Raw genomic sequence first — 20,256 nt, 5'->3', positions numbered from 1 at the left:
CGAGGGAATATTTATGCCGGAATGCTTTCAAAACACCGCAAAGAAAATCATGTAAAAACAAAACATTGGAGGCGTGTTTTGAAAGGCTTAATTCTTAAGATCCGGTATATGAATGCGTATATATCTTTAATTAAAATGTGAAAGTGGTAAAAATGAATAAAAGATATGTGAATTTAATACTTCTTTTTATATGTCAGGGGCTTAATGGTTCAATTATTTCCCTGCTGACATTAACATCAACATTAGTTGGCAATACATTATCTCCCATTGATTATTTATCTACATTACCAATAACTGCGACAGTTTGTGGTGCTGCTTTAATGGTTTATTATGCTTCAATGCTAATGGAACTATATGGAAGAAAAGTTGCTTTTATTATAGGTAATATAATAGGATTAATTGGTAGTGGATTAGCGGGCGTATCTATTATTTACCAATCATTTATTCTTTTTATACTTGGTGTATTCATATTAGGGTGCTCAACTGTATTTAATCAATATTACAGATTTGCTTCAGCTGAAATATTTGATGACGAATTAAATAAAAAAAGAGCTACGTCGATTATTATCGGTGGTGGTATTTTGGGAGGAGTATTGGGTCCTTTTTTAGCTATGAAAGGTGAATATATATTTCCTGATTACCATTTTTTGGGAACATTCTTATTAACATCTATAGTATGTCTTGTTGTAATTGTTATTCAATTATTTGTATATGTACCTGTGGAATTAAAAAAAGAAATAATTGATACACATCATAACACTAATGATAAAAATGAAGACCTCACTGATTTATTAAAATCAAGACTGTTTTTTTTGGCAACAAGTAGCTGTGCTATAGGATTTTCCTTGATGACGTTATTGATGAATTCTACGCCTTTAGCTATGTTACATGCTGAATTTGCAGTAGAAGATAGTGCATTTGTTTTACAGTGGCATTTCTTCGCTATGTATGCTCCAGCATTAATACTTCCATTTCTTGTCAGTAGACTAAAAACAAAAAATATAATCTTATTTGGATCTTTGTTTTTTATAATTGGAATGTTTATAGCTATTTTTGTAGATGGATTTCATGGTTTTCTATTTTCATTGTTTTTTGTTGGGTTAGGATGGGCATTTATGTTTAATGGCGGAACATTTCTGCTTAATGGATTTGTAAACAGTAAATTTAAACATAAATTACAGGGGGTGAACTCATTAATAGTTTATCTATCTAATATGATTTCATCATTATCTGTAGGGATCGTGATGAGTTATCCAGGTGGATGGAATATTTTAAATTATATTGGTATTATATTGATTTTTATATACACAATTGTTTTTTTTCATAAAAAGTCAAAAATTATCGAATGAGTAAATATAGCTTTGTAGCAATTCAGCAAGTCGTCGATATGGCGATAAATGACCAGCAGCGCGTGTTATGGGGATTGTAACGTGCTCAGTATAAAGCACGTTTCTTTATCTGATGGTGAATTCGTATGTCAATGCAGTAACTAATTGTAAAAATAATTAAGAGGTTGATGATATTTTGCTATTCGGATAGTGAATAAGGTTATGGATGATAACCAGGTTATCGCCTGAATTAGCATAAGCGTGGTGACAATCGGCATGAAAACGCATGGATTCACCTGCTGAAATTTTATGCCAAGTATCATTAAGACGCAGATCGAGTTCCCCACTGAGTACGATAACATGCTCTATTACCCCGAATTCATGCGGAGAAGATTCACTTGACGCACCCGGTACTAATTCTATTTTTAATAAATCAATGAAGAGTTCGTCATCAAAGGGGATGAGTGGTGTGACACGCATACCTGAGTTGTTTTGTTCAAAAATCGGTAAGTCATTAAATCGATGTAATACAGGCTGAGATTGGGGGGCTGCGCCTTCTAAAAAAGTCGAGAAAGCAATATTAAAACCTGTTGCGATTTTCCACAGTGTCGAAATCGTTGGGCTTGATTGGCCGCGTTCGATTTGACCAAGCATCGCCTTACTGACTCCCGTCAATTTAGCCGCCTGGCTGAGGCTTAACCCGCGGGAAGCTCTTAATGATTTAAATTTTTCAGCAATTTTCGATGTGATATCACTCATTGGCGCCTGCTCAAAAAATGGATACATAATTGAACGTTATAACGGACGATGTTATTCTCACCGTCGTCCGTTATAACGTCCGGTTAGGTAATGTCTATGTCTAAATTATCATTTTTCAGGGATTTTTCACCAGCAACACTTGTCACAGGGTTTGTTGCGGTGTTAGTGGGTTATGCTAGTTCAGTGGCAATAATTCTCCAAGCGGTGACGGCAATCGGCGTTGAGCCATCACAAATAGGCGCCTGGCTCAGTATGCTCGGCGTGGGAATGGGGATCACGACAATTGGGCTGTCCCTCTATTATCGCACTCCCATTTTAACGGCCTGGTCGACACCGGGAATTGCATTATTGGCGACAAATTTGCCGGACACATCTGTTAACGAAGCCATCGGTATTTTTATCTTCGCTTCGGCATTAATGTTGATATGCGGTATTACCGGACTATTTGCCAAATTAATGACCTACATCCCGCATACCATCGCGGCGGCAATGCTTGCCGGCATATTGCTCCGCTTCGGTTTAGAGGCGTTTGCAATGTTACAAGTCAACGTTTGGCTTTGTGGCGCTATGTTACTTGTTTACTTAATTGTCCGCCGCTACTTTCCGTTATACGCAATAATTTCGACGCTGGCCGCTGGATTGATTATTTCTATTCTCAGCGGTGAGTTAACGTTAGCGGGTGAAAACATGGTGTTTTCCATGCCTGAATTTGTTATGCCACAATTTAACGTAACTGCGCTTATTGGCGTGGGTATTCCATTTTTTATCGTTACGATGGCTTCACAAAATGCACCAGGAATCGCCACCTTACAGGCAGCAGGATATCCTCCCCGTGCATCCAGGTTACTTAGCTGGACATCATTGGTGGCAATTATTCTGGCCCCTTTTGGGGGATTTAGTATTTGTATTGCTGCAATTACGGCTGCCATTTGTATGGGAAGCGATGTCCATCCCGATCCAAAGAAACGGTATGTTGCGGCAGTCAGTGCCGGTTTTTTCTATTTGTTGGCTGGCCTTTTGGGCGGGGCAATTTTCTATCTGTTTAGCGCGGTTCCAGCCCCATTAATAAAAATTCTGGCTGGATTGGCATTGCTTGGCACCTTTACAAATAGCCTAAATCAAGCGATTAAGGACGATTACACAAGAGATGCTGCAATTATCTGCTTCCTTGTCACTGCATCAGGCGCTAATTTACTGGGTATCAGTTCAGCATTTTGGGGATTAATTGGCGGGATCATTGCTCACAGCGTGCTAAAAAACGCACCAAGATAAAAAAATAGGTTATTCAATTGGGGCGATTTAACTGCTGACAAAGTTGTTCTGCCGCCCAAATAATCCTTGGCCCCGCACGGCTAAACCAGTCATCATTCAGGGCGATAATAGTCACGTTCATTTGTGGTCGCCAAAAATCGGCCACCTGCTGTTTTTGCCCTTCCGCTCCACCGATGACAATCACTTCCGGTTTGCGGGTAAGCACTTGCTCACGGTTAACCTGTGGCCACGGAACAGGGCTATCAGAGAAAATATTTTTACCACCACATACGGAGACAATTTCGCTTTGGATAGTATGGTTTGAGGAAGTAAAAATCGGCTGCATACCAAACTGCAAGAATACAGGCTTAGGGTTCAGGTTGGCATACTTTTGTTTTAATTGGCTGAACTTATCACGAAGATCTGTAGCTGATTGTTTAGCCATATCAGGATGTGGGCTATAGGCAGCCAGCCGTTCCAGTTCTGATGCAACATCTTCTACTTTTTTCACATCCGAATAAAAAATGGGGATACCTAAAGCAGCGAGTTGTGCCAGAGGACGTTGGGGGTTACCACCACGCCATGCCAGAATCAGGTCAGGTTTCAGGGCGATGATCCGTTCAATATTGATGCCTTGCCAATCAGCAACTTGTTCTAATTTTTTAGCGGCTTCAGGGTAATCTGAGTAAGCACTAACTGCGACAAGCTGGTCGCCCAGCCCCGCAGCATATGCCAGCTCTGTCGTTGATGGGGCAAGGCTAATAACCCGGGAAGCGGCTGCATAAAGTGGAGCACTGAAACCAGACCAAAAGCTATACAAAAGGCATAAGAATGCCAGCCAAATAGCTCGATGGGAAATCAGTGATTTCATTATTTATGCTCCACTGTAAATGATGGATTACTGTTTGCTGAGTTCAGTCAGCATGGCATTGACCATCCGCGTCGATTCACGTGCCGCAACAACTAAAAATTCATCAAAACTGATATGGGATTCTTGATCGGCAACGTCAGAAATAGCACGAACGACAACAAAAGGAATGTGATATTGATGGCAGACATGACCAATGGCCGCCGCCTCCATTTCAACCGCAGCAACTTTCGGGAAGGTGGTTCGAATGCGTGCCAATGGCTCTGACCCATTGATAAAGGCATCACCACTGCAAACCAGGCCACGAACGGCATTCAGGTTGAGGGACTGGATACATTTTTCTGCCAAGGCAATTAACTTATCGTCAGCGATAAATGCCGCCGGGCATTGCGCCATTTGTCCCGGTTCATAGCCGAAAGCGGTAAGATCGGCGTCATGATAGCGAACTTCTTCGGAAACCACGATATCACCCACTTTCAGGTTAGGATCAAGGCCACCGGCGGAACCCGTGTTAATCACGATATCTGGTTGACAATGCTCAATCAACAGGGTGGTTCCAAGTGCGGAGGAAACTTTACCAATACCCGATTTCAACAAGGCGATATCAACGCCATTCAGTTTGCCGGTATAAATTTCGCAGCCACCTCGTGACAATGTTTGCAGACCTTCAATCTGGTCACGCAATAAAGTCACTTCTTGTTCCATCGCCCCTATTACGCCTATTTTCATTGTGTCATACTCGCTTGTTATTAATGGATTGATGCCTAATTAACAGGCCGATTTAACTGGCAAGTGTATCATTGAATGGCTATTTACCGCAGATTCCAATTCTAAATAATCGTTATATTTGGCATGGGGGGATTAATGTCTAAGATTGATTTCAAGCAGAAGTTAAATTACCAACGCAAATTCAGTAAGTCTTCCATTCATCCCGATGATGAAGAGCAAGTGATTCGCCAATTTGAAAGTGATCGTGGACGGATCATCAACTCAGCCGCTATTCGGCGGTTGCAACAGAAAACACAGGTATTTCCACTGGAACGTAATGCGGCGGTACGCAGTCGGCTGACACATTCGCTCGAAGTGCAGCAAATAGGGCGCTATATCTCAAAAACGATTATTGCCGAGTTAGCAAAGCAGGGTTTATTGGAAAAATATGGGCTAAGTGAGCGCTTGCTTGCTTTTGAAAGCCTGGTTGAGATGGCGTGTTTGATGCATGATATTGGCAATCCCCCATTTGGTCATTTTGGCGAGGCTGCCATTAAAGATTGGTTTTCCCGCCGATTAGATCCTGACTATTCTCTCCATTTGCTGCAAACGGCGGATCGGCAGGATGCCTGTCAGGTCGCGGCATTACGCCTGACGGGGGAAGAAAAGAAAGATCTGTTCCGTCGGCAATTGCGCAGAGATTTATGCCAGTTTGAAGGTAATGCCCAGGCTATCCGTCTGGCCCATAATCTGTTGCGTTTAAATCTCACTTATGCCCAGATTGGCTGCATATTGAAATATACCTGTCCGGCCTATCGTCTGGAAGAGATACCGACTGAATTCAGTTACCTGATGAAGAAAATAGGTTACTACTGGTCAGAAGAGAGCTTTATCTGTGAATTGAGAAAAGAACTGCAAATGGGGACGTTTTGTCGTTTTCCGCTGACATACATTATGGAAGCCGCAGATGATATCTCATATTGCATTGCAGATTTGGATGATGCGGTGGAAAAGGGCATTTTTAATGTTGAACAATTGGTAGAGTGCCTGAAAAAAGAGTGGGAAGAGAACGGCGGACACAGGAAAGGTGATTTGTTCGAATCTACGGTGAAACAAGCCTATCAGAAAACCACCAATAATGAAGCTCGTCGTAATATCCACGAACAATTTTTCATGTACTTACGGGTATTTATTACAGGAAAATTGGTGCCTTATACCGCCAAATTGTTTATTGAACATCTGCCTGAAATCTATGCAGGTACATTTAATCATGCCCTGTTGGAAGGAAATGGGGAAGAACATCGTTTATTGAAGACGTTGAAAAATGTCACCCGTAAACGGGTTTTCAATCATCCTGAAGTGGAAGAACTGGAGTTACAGGGATACCAAATTATTACCGGATTGCTGGATGTATATAGTCCTTTGCTGGCATTATCCCGCCAGGATTTCATGGAACTGAATCAAAATAATTTCCATAAAAAATATTTTATTGAAACGCGCTTGCTGCACAAACTGTCGACCAAGCATCGTTTGGCTTATGGTGAAGCCGTGGAGGGAATTGTTGCCACTGATGAGGCTGAAAAAGATGTGATCGAGTTTTATTATCGAGCACGTCTTATTCAGGACTATATCAGTGGCATGACGGATAATTACGCTTACGAAGAATATCGTAAGTTTATGGTCACAAAGTAACGGGTTCGAGTGGCATGGTAGCCTCAAGTATATCAGGAGCGGCTGCCATGACATGATTGATCTCGTCCATGAATTCCAGCAATTCTGGTTCCAGATCAGTCAGGGCAACCCCTTGTTGCAGCTGTTTTTCAACCAATTCGCAAATTGCTTTCAGTTTAGGGACGCCGTTATAGCAGCAACTGCCGTGTAATTGGTGGACATGATGCTGAAAGTGTTTGCGGATCGCTTCATCATCGGCGGTTAAAGCCTGTTTAATCATGCCTTTCATGTCAGGCAATGATTTTACCAGCATTTCTAGCATCTCCCGTGCCAATGATTCTTTACCAGCGGTTCGCTTCAATGCCATCTCCCAGTCAATGGCTTGTGTTTTTTTCTGCCGGCAATATTGGTTTAGCAATGTTTTCAGGCAGTTTTCATCCAGTGGCTTGGAAAGACAGTCAATAAACGGTGCATTCTTTGCTTCATGGCAGGCAAAGGCCGTAACAGCCACAATCGGTGTCTCTTTATGTTGGGGTAATTGTTGGATTTGCTCAGATGTCTGGATGCCATCCATATCCGCCATTTGGATATCCATCAAAATCAGATCCAGCGCATGTTGTCTCGCTATTTCCAGCGCCTCGATGCCATTACTACACAGAAAGGTATTTTCAACCAGTTCATGCAGCAGTGTGCCGATCAATTTCAGGTTAGCGGGATTATCGTCCACTGCCATAACAGTCATGGGTAAACGCGATGATGCCGAACAGATTGGTGGATATTCTGGCAGTGATCCGAATGGATATTCCTCTTTTTCCAGCCAGATATCAAAGTAAAATACCGTCCCTTTAGCGACTTCACTGGTAAAGTCAATGTTTCCTTTCATTTCACTCACCAGTCGCTTAGTGATACTTAATCCTAGTCCGGTTCCCCCGTAATGGCGGGTAATACTGGCATCTGCTTGATTGAAGGCCTGGAATAGAATTGGACGGTATTCGGGTTTAATACCGATACCCGTATCAGTCACGGTAAAATCGATCTGTACAAGATGGTGTTTTTGCTGGCGTAATTTGATATCCAGCGTCACATCGCCTTTATCTGTGAATTTAATGGCATTACCAATCAGGTTAGTCAGTATTTGCTGTAAGCGAATAGGATCGCCAATCATCAAATTAGGTAACTTCTCATCAATATGATGATGCAGAGGAAGATTTTTCGCGTTGGCCGCTGGCGTCAGCAGTTCAATAACTTCATTGACGGTATCCCTTAGCAGAAAAGGCACTTGATCCAATACCAGTTTATTGGATTCCAGCCGTGAGAAATCCAGAATATCATTGATGATTTTCAGCAGGTTATTAGCCGATCTGTCAATGACATACAGATATTCCATCTGTTGTGGCGTAATGGGGGTTTTTAACATCTGGCGGGTAAAGCCAATAACACCATTAAGCGGCGTGCGTAATTCGTGGGACATATTGGCCAGAAATTCTGTTTTGATCCTGACCGCCTCTTGGGCGCGTTTTTTGGCGATAGTCAGTTCAACATTCTGAATTTCTAGCTGTTCCATCGTAATTTGCAGGTCGGAAGTAGCTTGATCGATATGAAGCTGCATCTCATCTTTGTATTTCGAGAGTGATTCTGCCACGGTGTTGATACCATTCTGGAGCGCGGATAACTCTCCAGGCATGGCGCCTGTCACGCGGCTGTTCAGTTGTCCCTGACGGATACGATCAACGGCTTTAACCATGCAGTTCAAGGGTTGGGTGACTTTGCGTACCAGCACATGGGCAAACAGCGCTGTTCCACCAAGGCACAAAATCAGCAGAACGATGGAGGTGGCAATCTCCTTGTATTGTTGGAGCTGAGCCGCGCGTAAGTCCAAATCAATCGCGATATAGCCAACCGGCAGCGCATCGCTGGTGGAAGTGTTCCAGGGATTAGGAGAAGAGGTTTCTGAGATAATTGGCATCTTCAGAATGATACTGTTGCCGTATTCCGTTTTCGACAAGGTCTTAGGCATGGCTTCGTTGGCCGCGAGCCTCAAGCGATTGACGTCATACTTGTCATTCGAAATATCGAATAACTTGTTATGCTTATCAAAGATCGCAATTGCCCTGACAATCTCAGAGTTTCGGCGATGCAAGCTGTTTATCAATGAGTCAACTTGCTGGCAGTTGTCCAGATTAATGCCAACCTCGCTGGCGATGGATAAGGGTTCAATAATGCTGATCCCACTGCGGACTATCAGGCTCTTCAACTCGTAATAGCGGTATGAGATAAATGATATACTCACAAGCGTTCCGACCAGTAAAACAGGAACCAATATCAGGCTCATCATACGGGTGCGTAGGCTATATTTGGTCATAGGCGTCCATTGTGGGAAAATCAGAACTCAATTTTTCAAAGTCAGTCAGAATCATGGTGCAATTTTACTCCCCAAACCGTCGCTCCGTAAACCGAGGCATTATTTCCGTTACCGCAGATAACCTTGATGCACAAGGGCAAGGCATTGCTCGTCATCAGGGAAAAACGATCTTTATCGCAGGATTATTGCCGGGTGAGCAGGCACAAATCCAACTGACAGAAGAAAAACGCCAATTTGCTAAAGCTAAAGTCGTGAAAAGGCTATCAGACAGCCTGCATCGCGTCGCACCTCACTGCCCACATTTTAAAGTGTGTGGCGGATGCCAACAGCAGCATGTTGCCGCTGAACTGCAAGTTAAAACGAAGGCAAGCGTACTGGAACACCTGATCCAGCGGGAAACAGGCGTTAACATCAGTGCACATCCCGTCATTCGTAGTCCAGAATATGGCTATCGGCGCAGGGCTAGACTTGGTCTGCAATATCACGCCAAACAACGCACATTATTGATGGGGTTTCGCCAGAGCCAGACCAACGATTTGGTGAATATTCAACATTGTCCTGTTATGCGCCCTGAATTGGAACAATTATTGCGGCCGTTGCATCAGTGTCTGAATAGCCTGCACGCAGTAAAACGATTAGGGCACGTGGAATTGGTGTTGGCTGAGAATGGGCCATTAGTTGTGTTGCGTCATCTTGATCCACTTAAGCAGGAAGATAAGGAAATACTGTGCATTTTTTCGGTGCAGTACAATGTTGCGATTTATCTGTTGGGTGAAGAAAAATCCCTTGAACCATTGATTGAAGAGCAAACAGCACCGTGGTATCAGGTGAATGGATTGAAATTGGTGTTCAGCCCACAAGATTTTATTCAGGTGAACGATGTCGTTAACCAACAAATGGTTGCACAAGCGTTGGCATGGCTGGATTTGCAACCAACAGACAGAGTATTGGATCTGTTTTGTGGCATGGGGAATTTTACCCTGCCGATTGCCACGCAAGTACAGGCAACCGTGGGTGTGGAAGGGGTTGCTGAGCTGGTGGCGAGCGGGCAATATAACGCTCAGCTCAATAAACTTAATAACGTCGATTTTTTTCATGAAAATCTGGAATCGGATATTCACCAACAGCCCTGGGCTGCCCAAGGGTTCAATAAAGTGCTGCTGGACCCCGCCCGCGCTGGTGCAGCGGGCGTTATGGCACATATTGTAAAATTGGCCCCCGAAAAAGTGGTTTACGTTTCCTGTAATCCCACAACACTTGCACGTGACAGCAAGGTCTTGTTGGCGGCGGGTTATCATCTTGTCAGTGTGCGGATGCTGGATATGTTTCCACACACAGGCCATCTAGAATCTATGGCGCTGTTTAGCAGTGAGCCAATGGATATCGAGTAGGGAGAAATTATGGTTGCGGTAAGAAGTGCGCATCTCACACCGGCAGGTGAATTTGCGGTCGATAAGTGGATCGCGAGTTTAAACATTACTAACCCACAATCCAGTGAAAAGTTGGTTGAAACCTGGCGATATTGTCACGAAAAAGTCCAAGGCCACCCCAATGCGGAACTGTTGCTATGGCGCGGTGTGGAAATGGTGGAGATCCTGTCCACATTGAGCATGGATAATGACAGTATGCGTGCTGCGCTACTTTTTCCCATCCTTAATGCCAGGCTACTCGATAGCGAAACCGTGACAGAAACATTTGGCAAGGCCATCACGAATCTGGTGCATGGTGTAATGGAAATGGATGCCATTCGCCAACTGAAAGCCACTCATACCGATGCGACTTGCTCGGTACAGGTCGATAATGTTCGCCGGATGCTGCTGGCGATGGTGGAAGATTTTCGCTGTGTCATTATCAAACTGGCAGAACGCATTGCCCATTTGCGGGAAGTGAAAGATGCCAGTGAAGATGAGCGGGTGTTGGCGGCTAAAGAGTGTTCCAATATCTATGCGCCTCTCGCTAACCGGCTGGGTATCGGACAGCTAAAATGGGAGCTGGAAGATTTCTGTTTCCGCTACTTGCATCCCGATGAATATAAGAAAATTGCCAGGTTATTGCATGAGCGCCGAATTGATCGTGAACAGTATATCGAGAAATTTGTGACGACTTTGCGTAAATATATGCTGAAAGAGGGCGTTCGCGCTGAAATATATGGGCGTCCGAAGCATATTTACAGCATTTGGCGCAAAATGCAGAAAAAATCCCTCGCTTTTGATGAATTATTTGATGTGCGCGCTGTGCGGATTGTTGTCGAGCGTTTGCAGGATTGTTATGCAGCGCTGGGGATAGTGCATACTCACTATCGTCATTTACCAGATGAATTCGACGATTACGTTGCCAACCCGAAACCGAATGGTTACCAATCGATTCATACCGTTGTTTTGGGGCCGAATGGCAAAACGCTTGAGATCCAGATCCGTACCCGCCAGATGCATGATGATGCGGAACTTGGCGTTGCAGCGCATTGGAAATACAAAGAAGGCACTGCGCTTGGTGGTGGTAAATCCGGCAGTTATGAAAGCCGTATTGCCTGGTTGCGGAAGTTGATCGCATGGCAGGAAGAAATGGCGGATAGCGGCGAAATGCTGGATGAAGTGCGTAGTCAGGTGTTTGACGATCGCGTTTATGTCTTTACGCCAAAAGGGGATGTGATTGATTTGCCAATCGGCTCCACGCCGTTGGATTTTGCTTATCATATTCACAGTGATGTCGGCCATCGCTGCATTGGGGCAAAAATTGGCGGACGCATCGTACCATTCAGCTATCAACTTCAAATGGGCGATCAGATTGAAATCATTACCCAGAAACAGCCTAACCCAAGCCGTGATTGGTTGAATCCTAACCTTGGCTATGTGACGACCAGCCGTGGGCGCGCAAAAATCCACAATTGGTTCCGTAAACAAGATCGTGACAAGAACATCATTGCCGGTCGCCAGATGCTGGACAATGAGTTGACACACTTAGGGATCACGGTCAAGGAAGCAGAGAAAGAGCTGATTGCTCGTTATAACGTCCATACGTTGGAAGAAGTGTTAGCAGGCATTGGCGTTGGTGATATCCGCATTCACCAGTTAGTGAATTTCCTGCAAAGCAAATTCAATAAAATTACGGCGGAAGAAGAAGATCGCGAAGCGCTTCGCAACCTGGAGAATAAAACCTATACGCCACGTAATACCAGCAAAGATAATGGCCGTATTGTCGTGGAAGGGGTAGGCAACTTAATGCACCACATTGCCCGTTGTTGCCAGCCTATCCCTGGTGATGAAATTATTGGATTTATTACACGTGGGCGAGGGATCTCCATCCACCGTGCTGACTGTGATCAGTTGGCGGAACTCGAAGCCAGCTCACCGGAAAGGATAGTCGATGCAGTGTGGGGGGAAAGTTATTCCAGCGGCTATTCACTGGTGGTGCGCGTTGTTGCCAATGATCGCAGTGGATTATTGCGTGACATCACGACCATCCTCGCTAATGAGAAAATCAATGTGTTGGGCGTCAGCAGCCGCAGTGATGTTAAGCAGCAGCTTGCCACCATTGATATGAACATTGAGATTTATAACTTGCAAGTGCTTGGGCGGGTATTGGCGAAACTCAACCAGTTGTCTGATGTGATTGAAGCCAGACGCTTACATGGTAATTGATTGAAAATGGATTAAGATGAAACAGAACGCTATTGAACGACTAAAGAGGATCATGGCGCAGTTGCGCCATCCCCAGGATGGCTGTCCTTGGGATAAAGTGCAAACCTCCGCTACGATTGCCCCTTATACTCTGGAAGAAACCTATGAAGTGCTTGATGCGATTGAGCGCAATGATATCAACGCCCTAAAAGAAGAACTGGGGGATCTGCTGTTTCATATCGTATTTTATGCGCAGATGGCTCAAGAGCAGCAACAGTTTGATTTTAATGATATCTGTGAGGCGGTGTGTGACAAACTGGAGCGTCGCCATCCCCATATCTTCAATCAACAAGCGGGTATCAGCGGCGAAGAGGCAATCAGCAGTTGGGAACAACGTAAGGCCGCAGAACGGGCTGAGAAAGATCAGCATTCGGTACTGGATGATATTCCCGCTAGTTTACCGGCCTTGATGAAGGCGTATAAAATCCAGAAACGCTGTGCCTCGGTCGGTTTTGATTGGGATACCATTGGCCCTGTGCTGGACAAAGTCTATGAAGAAATTGATGAAGTCATGGATGAAGCAAAGCAGGCGGTACTTGATAAAGATCGACTGGAAGAAGAATTGGGGGATTTACTGTTTTCGGTGGTTAATTTATCCCGTCATTTGGGGCATAAGCCGGAGATTGCACTACAAAAAGCCTGCAAGAAATTCGAGAATCGTTTCCGTCATGTCGAAAAATTGATCCTCGACAAAGGCATGTCACTGGAAACGGCTACATTAGATGAAATGGAAGCGATGTGGCAGCGCGTGAAAAGTCAAAAGGCGTAGAGAGAGCAATCACAAAAAAGATGGAAATAGCGAAAAGGATGTCGCTTAAACGGCTGAATAACCTGCGGCGGGTGAAAAAATTTCACACCAATAACTTAATGAATTTAAAGAGAAAGATGGGTGTTTGTTTCGCAATGTTACTGTTTATGTGGCACCTTACCCCATTTAGATGGTTTGTAGCGAAATTAAGGTTAGGGTATACTGCTTTCCCGTCCTGTTATATTCATCATCCTTTTAAACCTAAACTTTCAGGTTCAGCATGAAAACTAATTATATTTTTGTGACCGGCGGGGTCGTATCCTCTCTGGGTAAAGGCATTGCCGCAGCCTCTTTGGCGGCTATACTCGAAGCCCGTGGACTCAATGTCACCATTATGAAACTGGACCCGTATATCAACGTCGATCCAGGCACAATGAGCCCAACCCAACACGGGGAAGTTTTCGTTACCGAAGATGGCGCTGAAACTGATCTTGATTTAGGTCATTACGAACGTTTCATCCGAACCAAAATGACACGCCGCAATAACTTCACAACGGGCCGTGTCTATTCAGAAGTGCTGCGCAAAGAACGCCGTGGCGATTATTTGGGGGCAACCATTCAGGTTATCCCTCACATCACCAATGAAATCAAAGACCGCATTATCCGTGGGGCAGAAGGCCATGATGTTGTGTTGGTGGAAATCGGTGGCACGGTTGGTGATATCGAATCCCTGCCATTCCTTGAAGCCATTCGTCAGATGGCAGTGGAAGTTGGCCGTGAAAACACGCTGTTCATGCATCTGACGCTGGTGCCATATATGGCCGCAGCGGGCGAAGTGAAAACGAAACCCACTCAGCATTCCGTGAAAGAATTACTGTCCATTGGTATTCAGCCGGACGTATTGATCTGCCGTTCAGATCGCATTATTCCTGCCAATGAGCGTGCAAAAATTGCGCTTTTCTGTAACGTACCAGAGAAAGCGGTTATCTCTTTAAAAGATGTTGATTCCATTTATAAAATTCCAGCCCTCTTGAAATCTCAGGGCTTAGATGATTATATTTGTAAACGATTCAGCATCGAATGCCCGGAAGCGGATCTGTCTGAATGGGAACAGGTCATTTATGAAGAAGCCAACCCATCGGGTGAAGTGACCATTGGGATGGTGGGTAAATACGTTGAACTGCCAGATGCGTATAAGTCAGTGATTGAAGCACTGAAACATGGCGGGCTGAAAAATCGTCTGACTGTCAACATCAAGCTGATCGATTCACAGGATGTTGAAACGCGTGGTGTTGACGTATTGAAAGGTCTGGATGCGATTTTGGTACCTGGTGGCTTCGGTGGCCGTGGTATCGAAGGTAAGATCATGACCGCACGTTATGCCCGTGAAAACAAGATCCCTTATTTAGGCATTTGTTTGGGTATGCAAGTGGCTATGATTGAATTCGCTCGCAATGTTGCGGGAATGGCAGAGGCTAACTCCACTGAATTCGATCCTGAATGTAAGTTACCGGTTGTTGCTCTGATCACCGAATGGCGTGATGAGAACGGCAACGTAGAAGTACGTAGCGAAGAGAGCGATCTCGGCGGAACGATGCGCGTTGGGGGCCAATTGTGCCATCTGACTGAAAATAGTCTGGTACATAAACTTTATGGCCAGAGTGACATCGTTGAGCGTCATCGCCATCGTTATGAAGTGAATAATTTACTGTTGAAACGCATTGAAGATGCCGGCTTGCGCATTGCTGGCCGTTCAATCGACAATAAACTGGTGGAAATCATCGAGAACCCAGCGCATCCGTGGTTCGTCGCGTGTCAGTTCCACCCAGAATTCACTTCAACGCCTCGCGATGGTCATCCGTTGTTTGCTGGCTTTGTCGAAGCTGCTGGCAAATATCAGAAAGGCCAGTTGAAATAAGATATGGGGCAATGGATTGAGATTAAGCTAATTGGCTTTTAAGGTCATTTCTGTTTAAGAAAATGGTTTTAGTTTCAATCTGTTGTCCGTAATTTAACTTGTACTGAGGAAAACCTAATGTCCAAAATCGTTAAAGTGCTTGGCCGTGAAATCATCGACTCCCGTGGTAACCCAACGGTAGAAGCAGAAGTACATCTGGAAGGAGGCTTTGTTGGTCTGGCTGCTGCGCCATCAGGTGCATCAACCGGTTCTCGCGAAGCGCTGGAACTGCGTGATGGCGATAAGTCTCGTTTCATGGGGAAAGGTGTACTGAAAGCCGTTTCTGCGGTTAACGGCCCAATTGCACAGGCTCTGGTCGGTCAGGATGCGAAAGATCAGGCTAACATCGACAAGATCATGATCGAGCTGGATGGTACTGAAAACAAATCTAACTTCGGTGCTAACGCGATTTTGGCTGTTTCTCTCGCGAACGCCAAAGCAGCAGCCGCAGCGAAAGGTATGCCTCTATACGAGCACATCGCTGAGTTGAACGGGACTCCGGGTAAATTCTCTATGCCTCTGCCAATGATGAACATCATCAATGGTGGTGAACATGCAGATAACAACGTAGATATTCAAGAATTCATGATCCAGCCAGTTGGCGCAAGCACACTGAAAGAAGCTGTACGCATAGGTTCCGAAGTATTCCACAATCTGGCGAAAGTGTTGAAAGCCAAAGGCATGAGCACTGCGGTGGGTGATGAAGGTGGCTATGCACCAAACCTGGAATCTAACGCAGCAGCACTGGCAGCCATCAAAGAAGCGGTTGAGAAAGCGGGTTACGTGCTGGGTAAAGACATTACTCTGGCGATGGACTGTGCAGCTTCTGAATTCTATAACGAAGAGACTGGCAATTATGAACTGAAAGGCGAAGGCAAGACTTTCACCTCTCAGGAATTTACCCACTATCTGGAAGGATTAACCAAAGAGTACCCAATTGTTTCCATCGAAGATGGTCTGAATGAATCTGATTGGGACGGCTTTGCTTACCAGACTAAAGTGTTGGGTGACAAAATCCAGTTGGTTGGTGACGATTTGTTCGTAACTAACACCAAGATCCTGAAAGAAGGTATCGAAAAAGGCATCGCAAACTCTATCTTGATCAAGTTCAACCAGATCGGTTCTTTGACTGAGACTCTGGCTGCAATCAAAATGGCAAAAGATGCCGGTTACACCGCGGTCATCTCTCACCGTTCTGGTGAAACTGAGGATGCAACTATTGCTGATCTGGCTGTTGGTACTGCTGCGGGTCAAATCAAAACGGGTTCGATGAGCCGTTCTGACCGTGTTGCTAAATACAACCAGCTGATCCGTATCGAAGAAGCATTGGGTAATCGTGCTCCTTTCAACGGCCTGAAAGAAGTGAAAGGCCAGGCATAATTGCTGGCTTTTTTCTCTGAAAAATAAATATTATTTATGTTTTGGCGAAAGAGCTTACTCTCTTTCGCCTTCTTATCGAAAGAAAATTTTATTTTTCATGCTGGTCACTTAGCTTATTGCAGGATAAAAATGTGATATAACAACAGAAATTCAGTTCTTTTTTTGAACAAAAATCCAGTGGACAGACAAATCCCGCGTAGCAGATCCCAAAATTATACAACTCGTATTTTATTCCTTGTTAATACTCCTTATTATTTCACATGTAATGTAATTCTTTAACATTTGTGGCAATGATTCATCAATTATCTTTTTACATTACAGAGTTATGTTTCATTGTTTTATGGAGTCTTCATGGACGCTTCTGAATCTTTAACCCCAGCGATTGGGCCTACACCCTCAAATAAAAGAGGCTTAATTATTCTCGCGCTGGACATCATTTTGCTTGTGATATTGCTTAAGTTTTTGCCCTATGGGGAAAAAGCAAATGTGGGTCTGGCATTAATGGTATTTGTTGGTGTGTTATGGTTAACGGAAGCCATTCATGTCACCATTACTGCGCTGTGCATTCCTATTCTGGCGGTCGGTATGGGATTGATGAATACCGGTGATGCACTGAAATCTTTTGCCAACCCAATAATCTTTTTGTTCTTCGGTGGCTTTGCATTGGCAACGGCGCTACATATCCAGGGCTTGGACAGATTGATCGCCAACCGTCTGCTGATGATTGCTCGTGGGCGTTTGTCTGTGGCGGTATTGCTGATATTTGGTATTACTGCCCTGCTTTCTATGTGGATAAGCAACACAGCAACGGCTGCCATGATGTTACCACTGATCCTCGGTGTTCTGGCGAATCTGGATGTACGTACTGAGCGCAATACCTTTGTTTTTGTGCTGCTTGGTGTCGCATATAGCGCCAGTATTGGTGGCTTGGGGACGTTGGTGGGTAGCCCACCCAATGCTATCGCTGCCGCACAATTAGGGATGGATTTCTTTACATGGATGAAATACGGCGTGCCAATGGTCATTGTTCTCATGCCAGTGATGGTGGGAGTGATGTACCTCATGTTGCGTCCAAATTTGAAGCATAAATTTGATTTGGAACTGGAGCACCTGAAGTGGAATGGTAAGCGTGTTACTACCATGGGTATTTTCCTGCTAACCGTAGTGTGCTGGATTTCCAGTTCATTCATTAGTGATGCTCTTGGCGGTGTCAAAGATCTGGATACGATTATTGCAGTGAGCGCCGCTATCCTGATTGGTATCACCGGTGTATCAACATGGTCACAGATTCAAAATAACACTGAATGGGGCGTATTGATGCTGTTCGGTGGTGGTCTGACGTTGAGTGCCGTTTTGAAAAATTCTGGTGCCAGCGAAGTGATGGCGAATGGCATGGCGGCGACTTTTGGTAGCAGCCCTTGGTTTGTGATCATCGTTGCGATTGCTGCGTTTATTATCTTCCTGACAGAATTTACCAGTAATACTGCGAGCGCAGCGCTGCTTGTACCTATTTTTGCCACAGTTGCAGAAGCGCTCGGAATGCCGATTGTGGTTTTGACCATGATAATTGGTATCGGGGCATCCTGTGCATTTATGCTACCTGTAGCAACACCCCCTAACGCGATTGTTTATGGCACCGGCTATATCAAACAAGTTGAAATGGTCAGAGTAGGTATCGTGCTGAATTTGGTATGTATTGCCATTATTTCTGCGATTGCCTGGTTTTTCTGGCTGTAATTCTTTCTGGCGCTTAATGCTCAAAATCGCCACCCTTACAGGTGGCGATTGTGTTACTCTTCTTTAGTGCTGATATAGATATTTTTCACTTCTGTATAAGCATCCAACATCATCTTGTGAGTTTCACGCCCAAGTCCTGATTTCTTATAACCACCGAAAGGCGTGTGGGCCGGCAATTCATGATAGGTATTGATCCACATACGACCTGTTTTGATTGCTTTGGCGATACGCAGGGCGCGGTTAATATCCTGCGTCCATACAGCACCTGCCAGGCCATATTCGGAATCATTGGCCATTTCGATAACGTCTTCTTCATTACTGAACGGAATGACGCATAGCACAGGCCCGAAAATCTCTTCCTGTGCTACCCGCATCTTATTGGTAACATTAGTCAGGATCGTCGGTTGGATAAAGAAACCCTCATCATATCCTGCTCCGGTTATGCGTTTTCCGCCAGTTAAAACGGTTGCACCTTCCTGTCTTGCAAGGTCGATATAACCTAAAATGGTGTTCATCTGTTCTTCACTGACCTGGCAACCCATTTCAGTTTCTGCCAGCATCGGATCGCCCACTTTGATCGATTCAAACACGGTTTTCAGTGACTTCAGGAATTCATCATGAATATCTTTATGCAGGAACAGACGCGCACCGGATTCACAGGCTTGCCCCTGATTTAGCAAAATTGCATTGGCTGCATATTTGATTGCCTTTTTCATGTTGGCATCAGGGAAAACAATGTTGGCCGATTTACCCCCCAATTCCAGTGTTGCCGGAATGAGTCTTTTTGCCGCTGCTGCGGCAACGTTGTAACCGACTTCTGTTGAGCCGGTAAAAGCCACTTTGTCGATACCGTTATGGTCGAGGATTGCCTGGCCTACAACTGAGCCACGCCCCGTAACAATATTGACAACACCTGCTGGCAAAACTTGGTTCATAATACGCCCCAATTCGAGCAGGGTTATTGGCGTCAGGCTGGCAGGATTGATAACAATAGTATTACCGGCTGCAAGGGCAGGAGCGAGTTTCCAGGCTGCCATTAATAGCGGGAAATTCCACGGAATAATCTGCCCGACTACGCCAATGGGTTCTCTGATGACTAAGCTCAGCGTGTCATTATCGATGACATCAGTAGTATCAGAATGAGCACGGATAACGCCGGCAAAGTAGCGGAAATGATCAACAGAGAAAGGAATATCGAAATGACGACATAGAGTCTGGGTTTTACCACCATCCAATGTTTCAAGGACAATAAAACGTTCGGCTTCGGCTTCCAGTAAGTCGGCAATTTTCAGTAATAAAGATTGCCTCTCCGCCGCGGATGTTTTGCTCCATGCTGGCAGGGCTTTTTGGGCAGCCTTGACGGCAAGTTCAACATCTTCGGCATTCCCTGCTGCATATTCTGTCAGCAACTCACCTGTTGCAGGGCTGTAGCTTTGCAGAGTATTCTTTGAAATGCTATCAACCCACTCACCATTAATCAGCATCTTATAAGATTTACAAGGCAACAATTCTTTTGCGATATCATGTCGTTTTTTCATTATATTCTCCGGGTACTTTGGTTTTGGGATACTAGGATATATGCCAATCTACCTTCAAGATGCCTGTTATATTTTCCCGCCCAGCGGGGAAATAAATAGCGTTTCAAAATGATAGGAGTATTCCTTACCCCGCGCTCCGCGCGGGGTAAGGAACGCCAACATCTGATACTCTCAGTATTATGAAAACCTATTTATAAGGCCTTGCTTCGCTTTGCGGATTGCAACTTGACGTTTATCGAGTATATATTCCTAAGTTATTATTAGACTAATTT

Annotated in this window: 15 protein-coding genes; 10 read left to right on the top strand and 5 right to left on the bottom strand. The window is 44.7% G+C overall.

Annotation, left to right across the window (positions count from 1 at the left end; translation table 11 throughout):
- Positions 1–152: 152 nt before the first annotated feature.
- Positions 153–1,349, top strand: a complete 1,197-nt coding sequence (locus IQ211_RS12115; RefSeq protein ID WP_223281589.1) for an MFS transporter — start codon at positions 153–155, stop codon at positions 1,347–1,349.
- 156 nt (positions 1,350–1,505) lie between these two features.
- Here the strand turns inward: IQ211_RS12115 and IQ211_RS12110 are convergent, their stop codons facing one another.
- Positions 1,506–2,087, bottom strand: a complete 582-nt coding sequence (locus IQ211_RS12110; protein WP_189758574.1) for a helix-turn-helix domain-containing protein — start codon at positions 2,085–2,087, stop codon at positions 1,506–1,508.
- A 96-nt stretch (positions 2,088–2,183) separates the two neighbouring features.
- Here IQ211_RS12110 and IQ211_RS12105 point away from each other — a divergent pair, with 96 nt between their 5' ends.
- Positions 2,184–3,359, top strand: coding sequence for a benzoate/H(+) symporter BenE family transporter (locus IQ211_RS12105; RefSeq protein WP_189758573.1), 1,176 nt, complete (start codon positions 2,184–2,186; stop codon positions 3,357–3,359).
- Between the two features lie 13 nt (positions 3,360–3,372).
- Here the strand turns inward: IQ211_RS12105 and btuF are convergent, their stop codons facing one another.
- Positions 3,373–4,209: a vitamin B12 ABC transporter substrate-binding protein BtuF gene (gene btuF, locus IQ211_RS12100; protein ID WP_189758572.1), complete on the bottom strand. Its 837-nt coding sequence runs from the start codon at positions 4,207–4,209 to the stop codon at positions 3,373–3,375.
- A 27-nt stretch (positions 4,210–4,236) separates the two neighbouring features.
- Complete coding sequence (gene mtnN / locus IQ211_RS12095) at positions 4,237–4,935, bottom strand: 5'-methylthioadenosine/S-adenosylhomocysteine nucleosidase (protein ID WP_189758571.1); 699 nt, start codon at positions 4,933–4,935, stop codon at positions 4,237–4,239.
- A 135-nt stretch (positions 4,936–5,070) separates the two neighbouring features.
- Between mtnN and dgt the strand changes: the two genes are divergently transcribed.
- The gene (gene dgt / locus IQ211_RS12090) at positions 5,071–6,606 is read left to right on the top strand and encodes a dGTPase (RefSeq protein WP_189758570.1); all 1,536 of its coding nucleotides are present in this window, start codon (positions 5,071–5,073) and stop codon (positions 6,604–6,606) included.
- On the opposite strand, the gene IQ211_RS12085 is transcribed toward dgt, so the two are convergent.
- Entirely contained in the window at positions 6,596–8,947 is a 2,352-nt protein-coding gene (locus IQ211_RS12085; RefSeq protein ID WP_189758569.1) for an ATP-binding protein, read from the bottom strand. The genes dgt and IQ211_RS12085 overlap by 11 nt on opposite strands.
- 53 nt (positions 8,948–9,000) lie before the next feature.
- Here IQ211_RS12085 and rlmD point away from each other — a divergent pair, with 53 nt between their 5' ends.
- The 7 genes from rlmD to IQ211_RS12050 all read left to right on the top strand — a co-directional run bounded on the left by rlmD (position 9,001) and on the right by IQ211_RS12050 (position 18,446).
- Positions 9,001–10,338, top strand: a complete 1,338-nt coding sequence (gene rlmD, locus IQ211_RS12080; protein WP_189758579.1) for a 23S rRNA (uracil(1939)-C(5))-methyltransferase RlmD — start codon at positions 9,001–9,003, stop codon at positions 10,336–10,338.
- Positions 10,339–10,347: 9 nt separating this feature from the next.
- Positions 10,348–12,585 carry a GTP diphosphokinase gene (relA, locus tag IQ211_RS12075; RefSeq protein ID WP_189758568.1) on the top strand — a complete coding sequence of 746 codons (2,238 nt, stop codon included), beginning with the start codon at positions 10,348–10,350 and terminating at the stop codon, positions 12,583–12,585.
- Positions 12,586–12,601: 16 nt separating this feature from the next.
- Positions 12,602–13,393, top strand: a complete 792-nt coding sequence (mazG, locus tag IQ211_RS12070; RefSeq protein WP_189758567.1) for a nucleoside triphosphate pyrophosphohydrolase — start codon at positions 12,602–12,604, stop codon at positions 13,391–13,393.
- Complete coding sequence (locus tag IQ211_RS12065; RefSeq protein WP_189758566.1) at positions 13,363–13,656, top strand: hypothetical protein; 294 nt, start codon at positions 13,363–13,365, stop codon at positions 13,654–13,656. The genes mazG and IQ211_RS12065 overlap by 31 nt, the downstream gene beginning before the upstream one ends.
- Positions 13,653–15,290, top strand: coding sequence for a glutamine hydrolyzing CTP synthase (gene pyrG / locus IQ211_RS12060; RefSeq protein ID WP_189758565.1), 1,638 nt, complete (start codon positions 13,653–13,655; stop codon positions 15,288–15,290). The genes IQ211_RS12065 and pyrG overlap by 4 nt, the downstream gene beginning before the upstream one ends.
- 117 nt (positions 15,291–15,407) lie before the next feature.
- Entirely contained in the window at positions 15,408–16,709 is a 1,302-nt protein-coding gene (gene eno / locus IQ211_RS12055; RefSeq protein ID WP_189758564.1) for a phosphopyruvate hydratase, read from the top strand.
- A gap of 351 nt (positions 16,710–17,060) precedes the next feature.
- Positions 17,061–18,446 (top strand): SLC13 family permease, encoded by a 1,386-nt coding sequence (locus IQ211_RS12050; RefSeq protein WP_189758563.1) that lies wholly within the window; start codon positions 17,061–17,063, stop codon positions 18,444–18,446.
- A gap of 53 nt (positions 18,447–18,499) precedes the next feature.
- Here the strand turns inward: IQ211_RS12050 and IQ211_RS12045 are convergent, their stop codons facing one another.
- Positions 18,500–19,984 carry an aldehyde dehydrogenase family protein gene (locus IQ211_RS12045; protein ID WP_189758562.1) on the bottom strand — a complete coding sequence of 495 codons (1,485 nt, stop codon included), beginning with the start codon at positions 19,982–19,984 and terminating at the stop codon, positions 18,500–18,502.
- Positions 19,985–20,256: the final 272 nt, after the last annotated feature.

Origin of the sequence: Xenorhabdus griffiniae (assembly GCF_015163655.1) — a bacterium.
Taxonomy (GTDB): Bacteria; Pseudomonadota; Gammaproteobacteria; order Enterobacterales; family Enterobacteriaceae; genus Xenorhabdus; species Xenorhabdus griffiniae.
The sequence above is the reverse complement of the archived record's forward strand: the minus strand, read 5'-3'. Positions and strand labels throughout refer to the sequence as shown.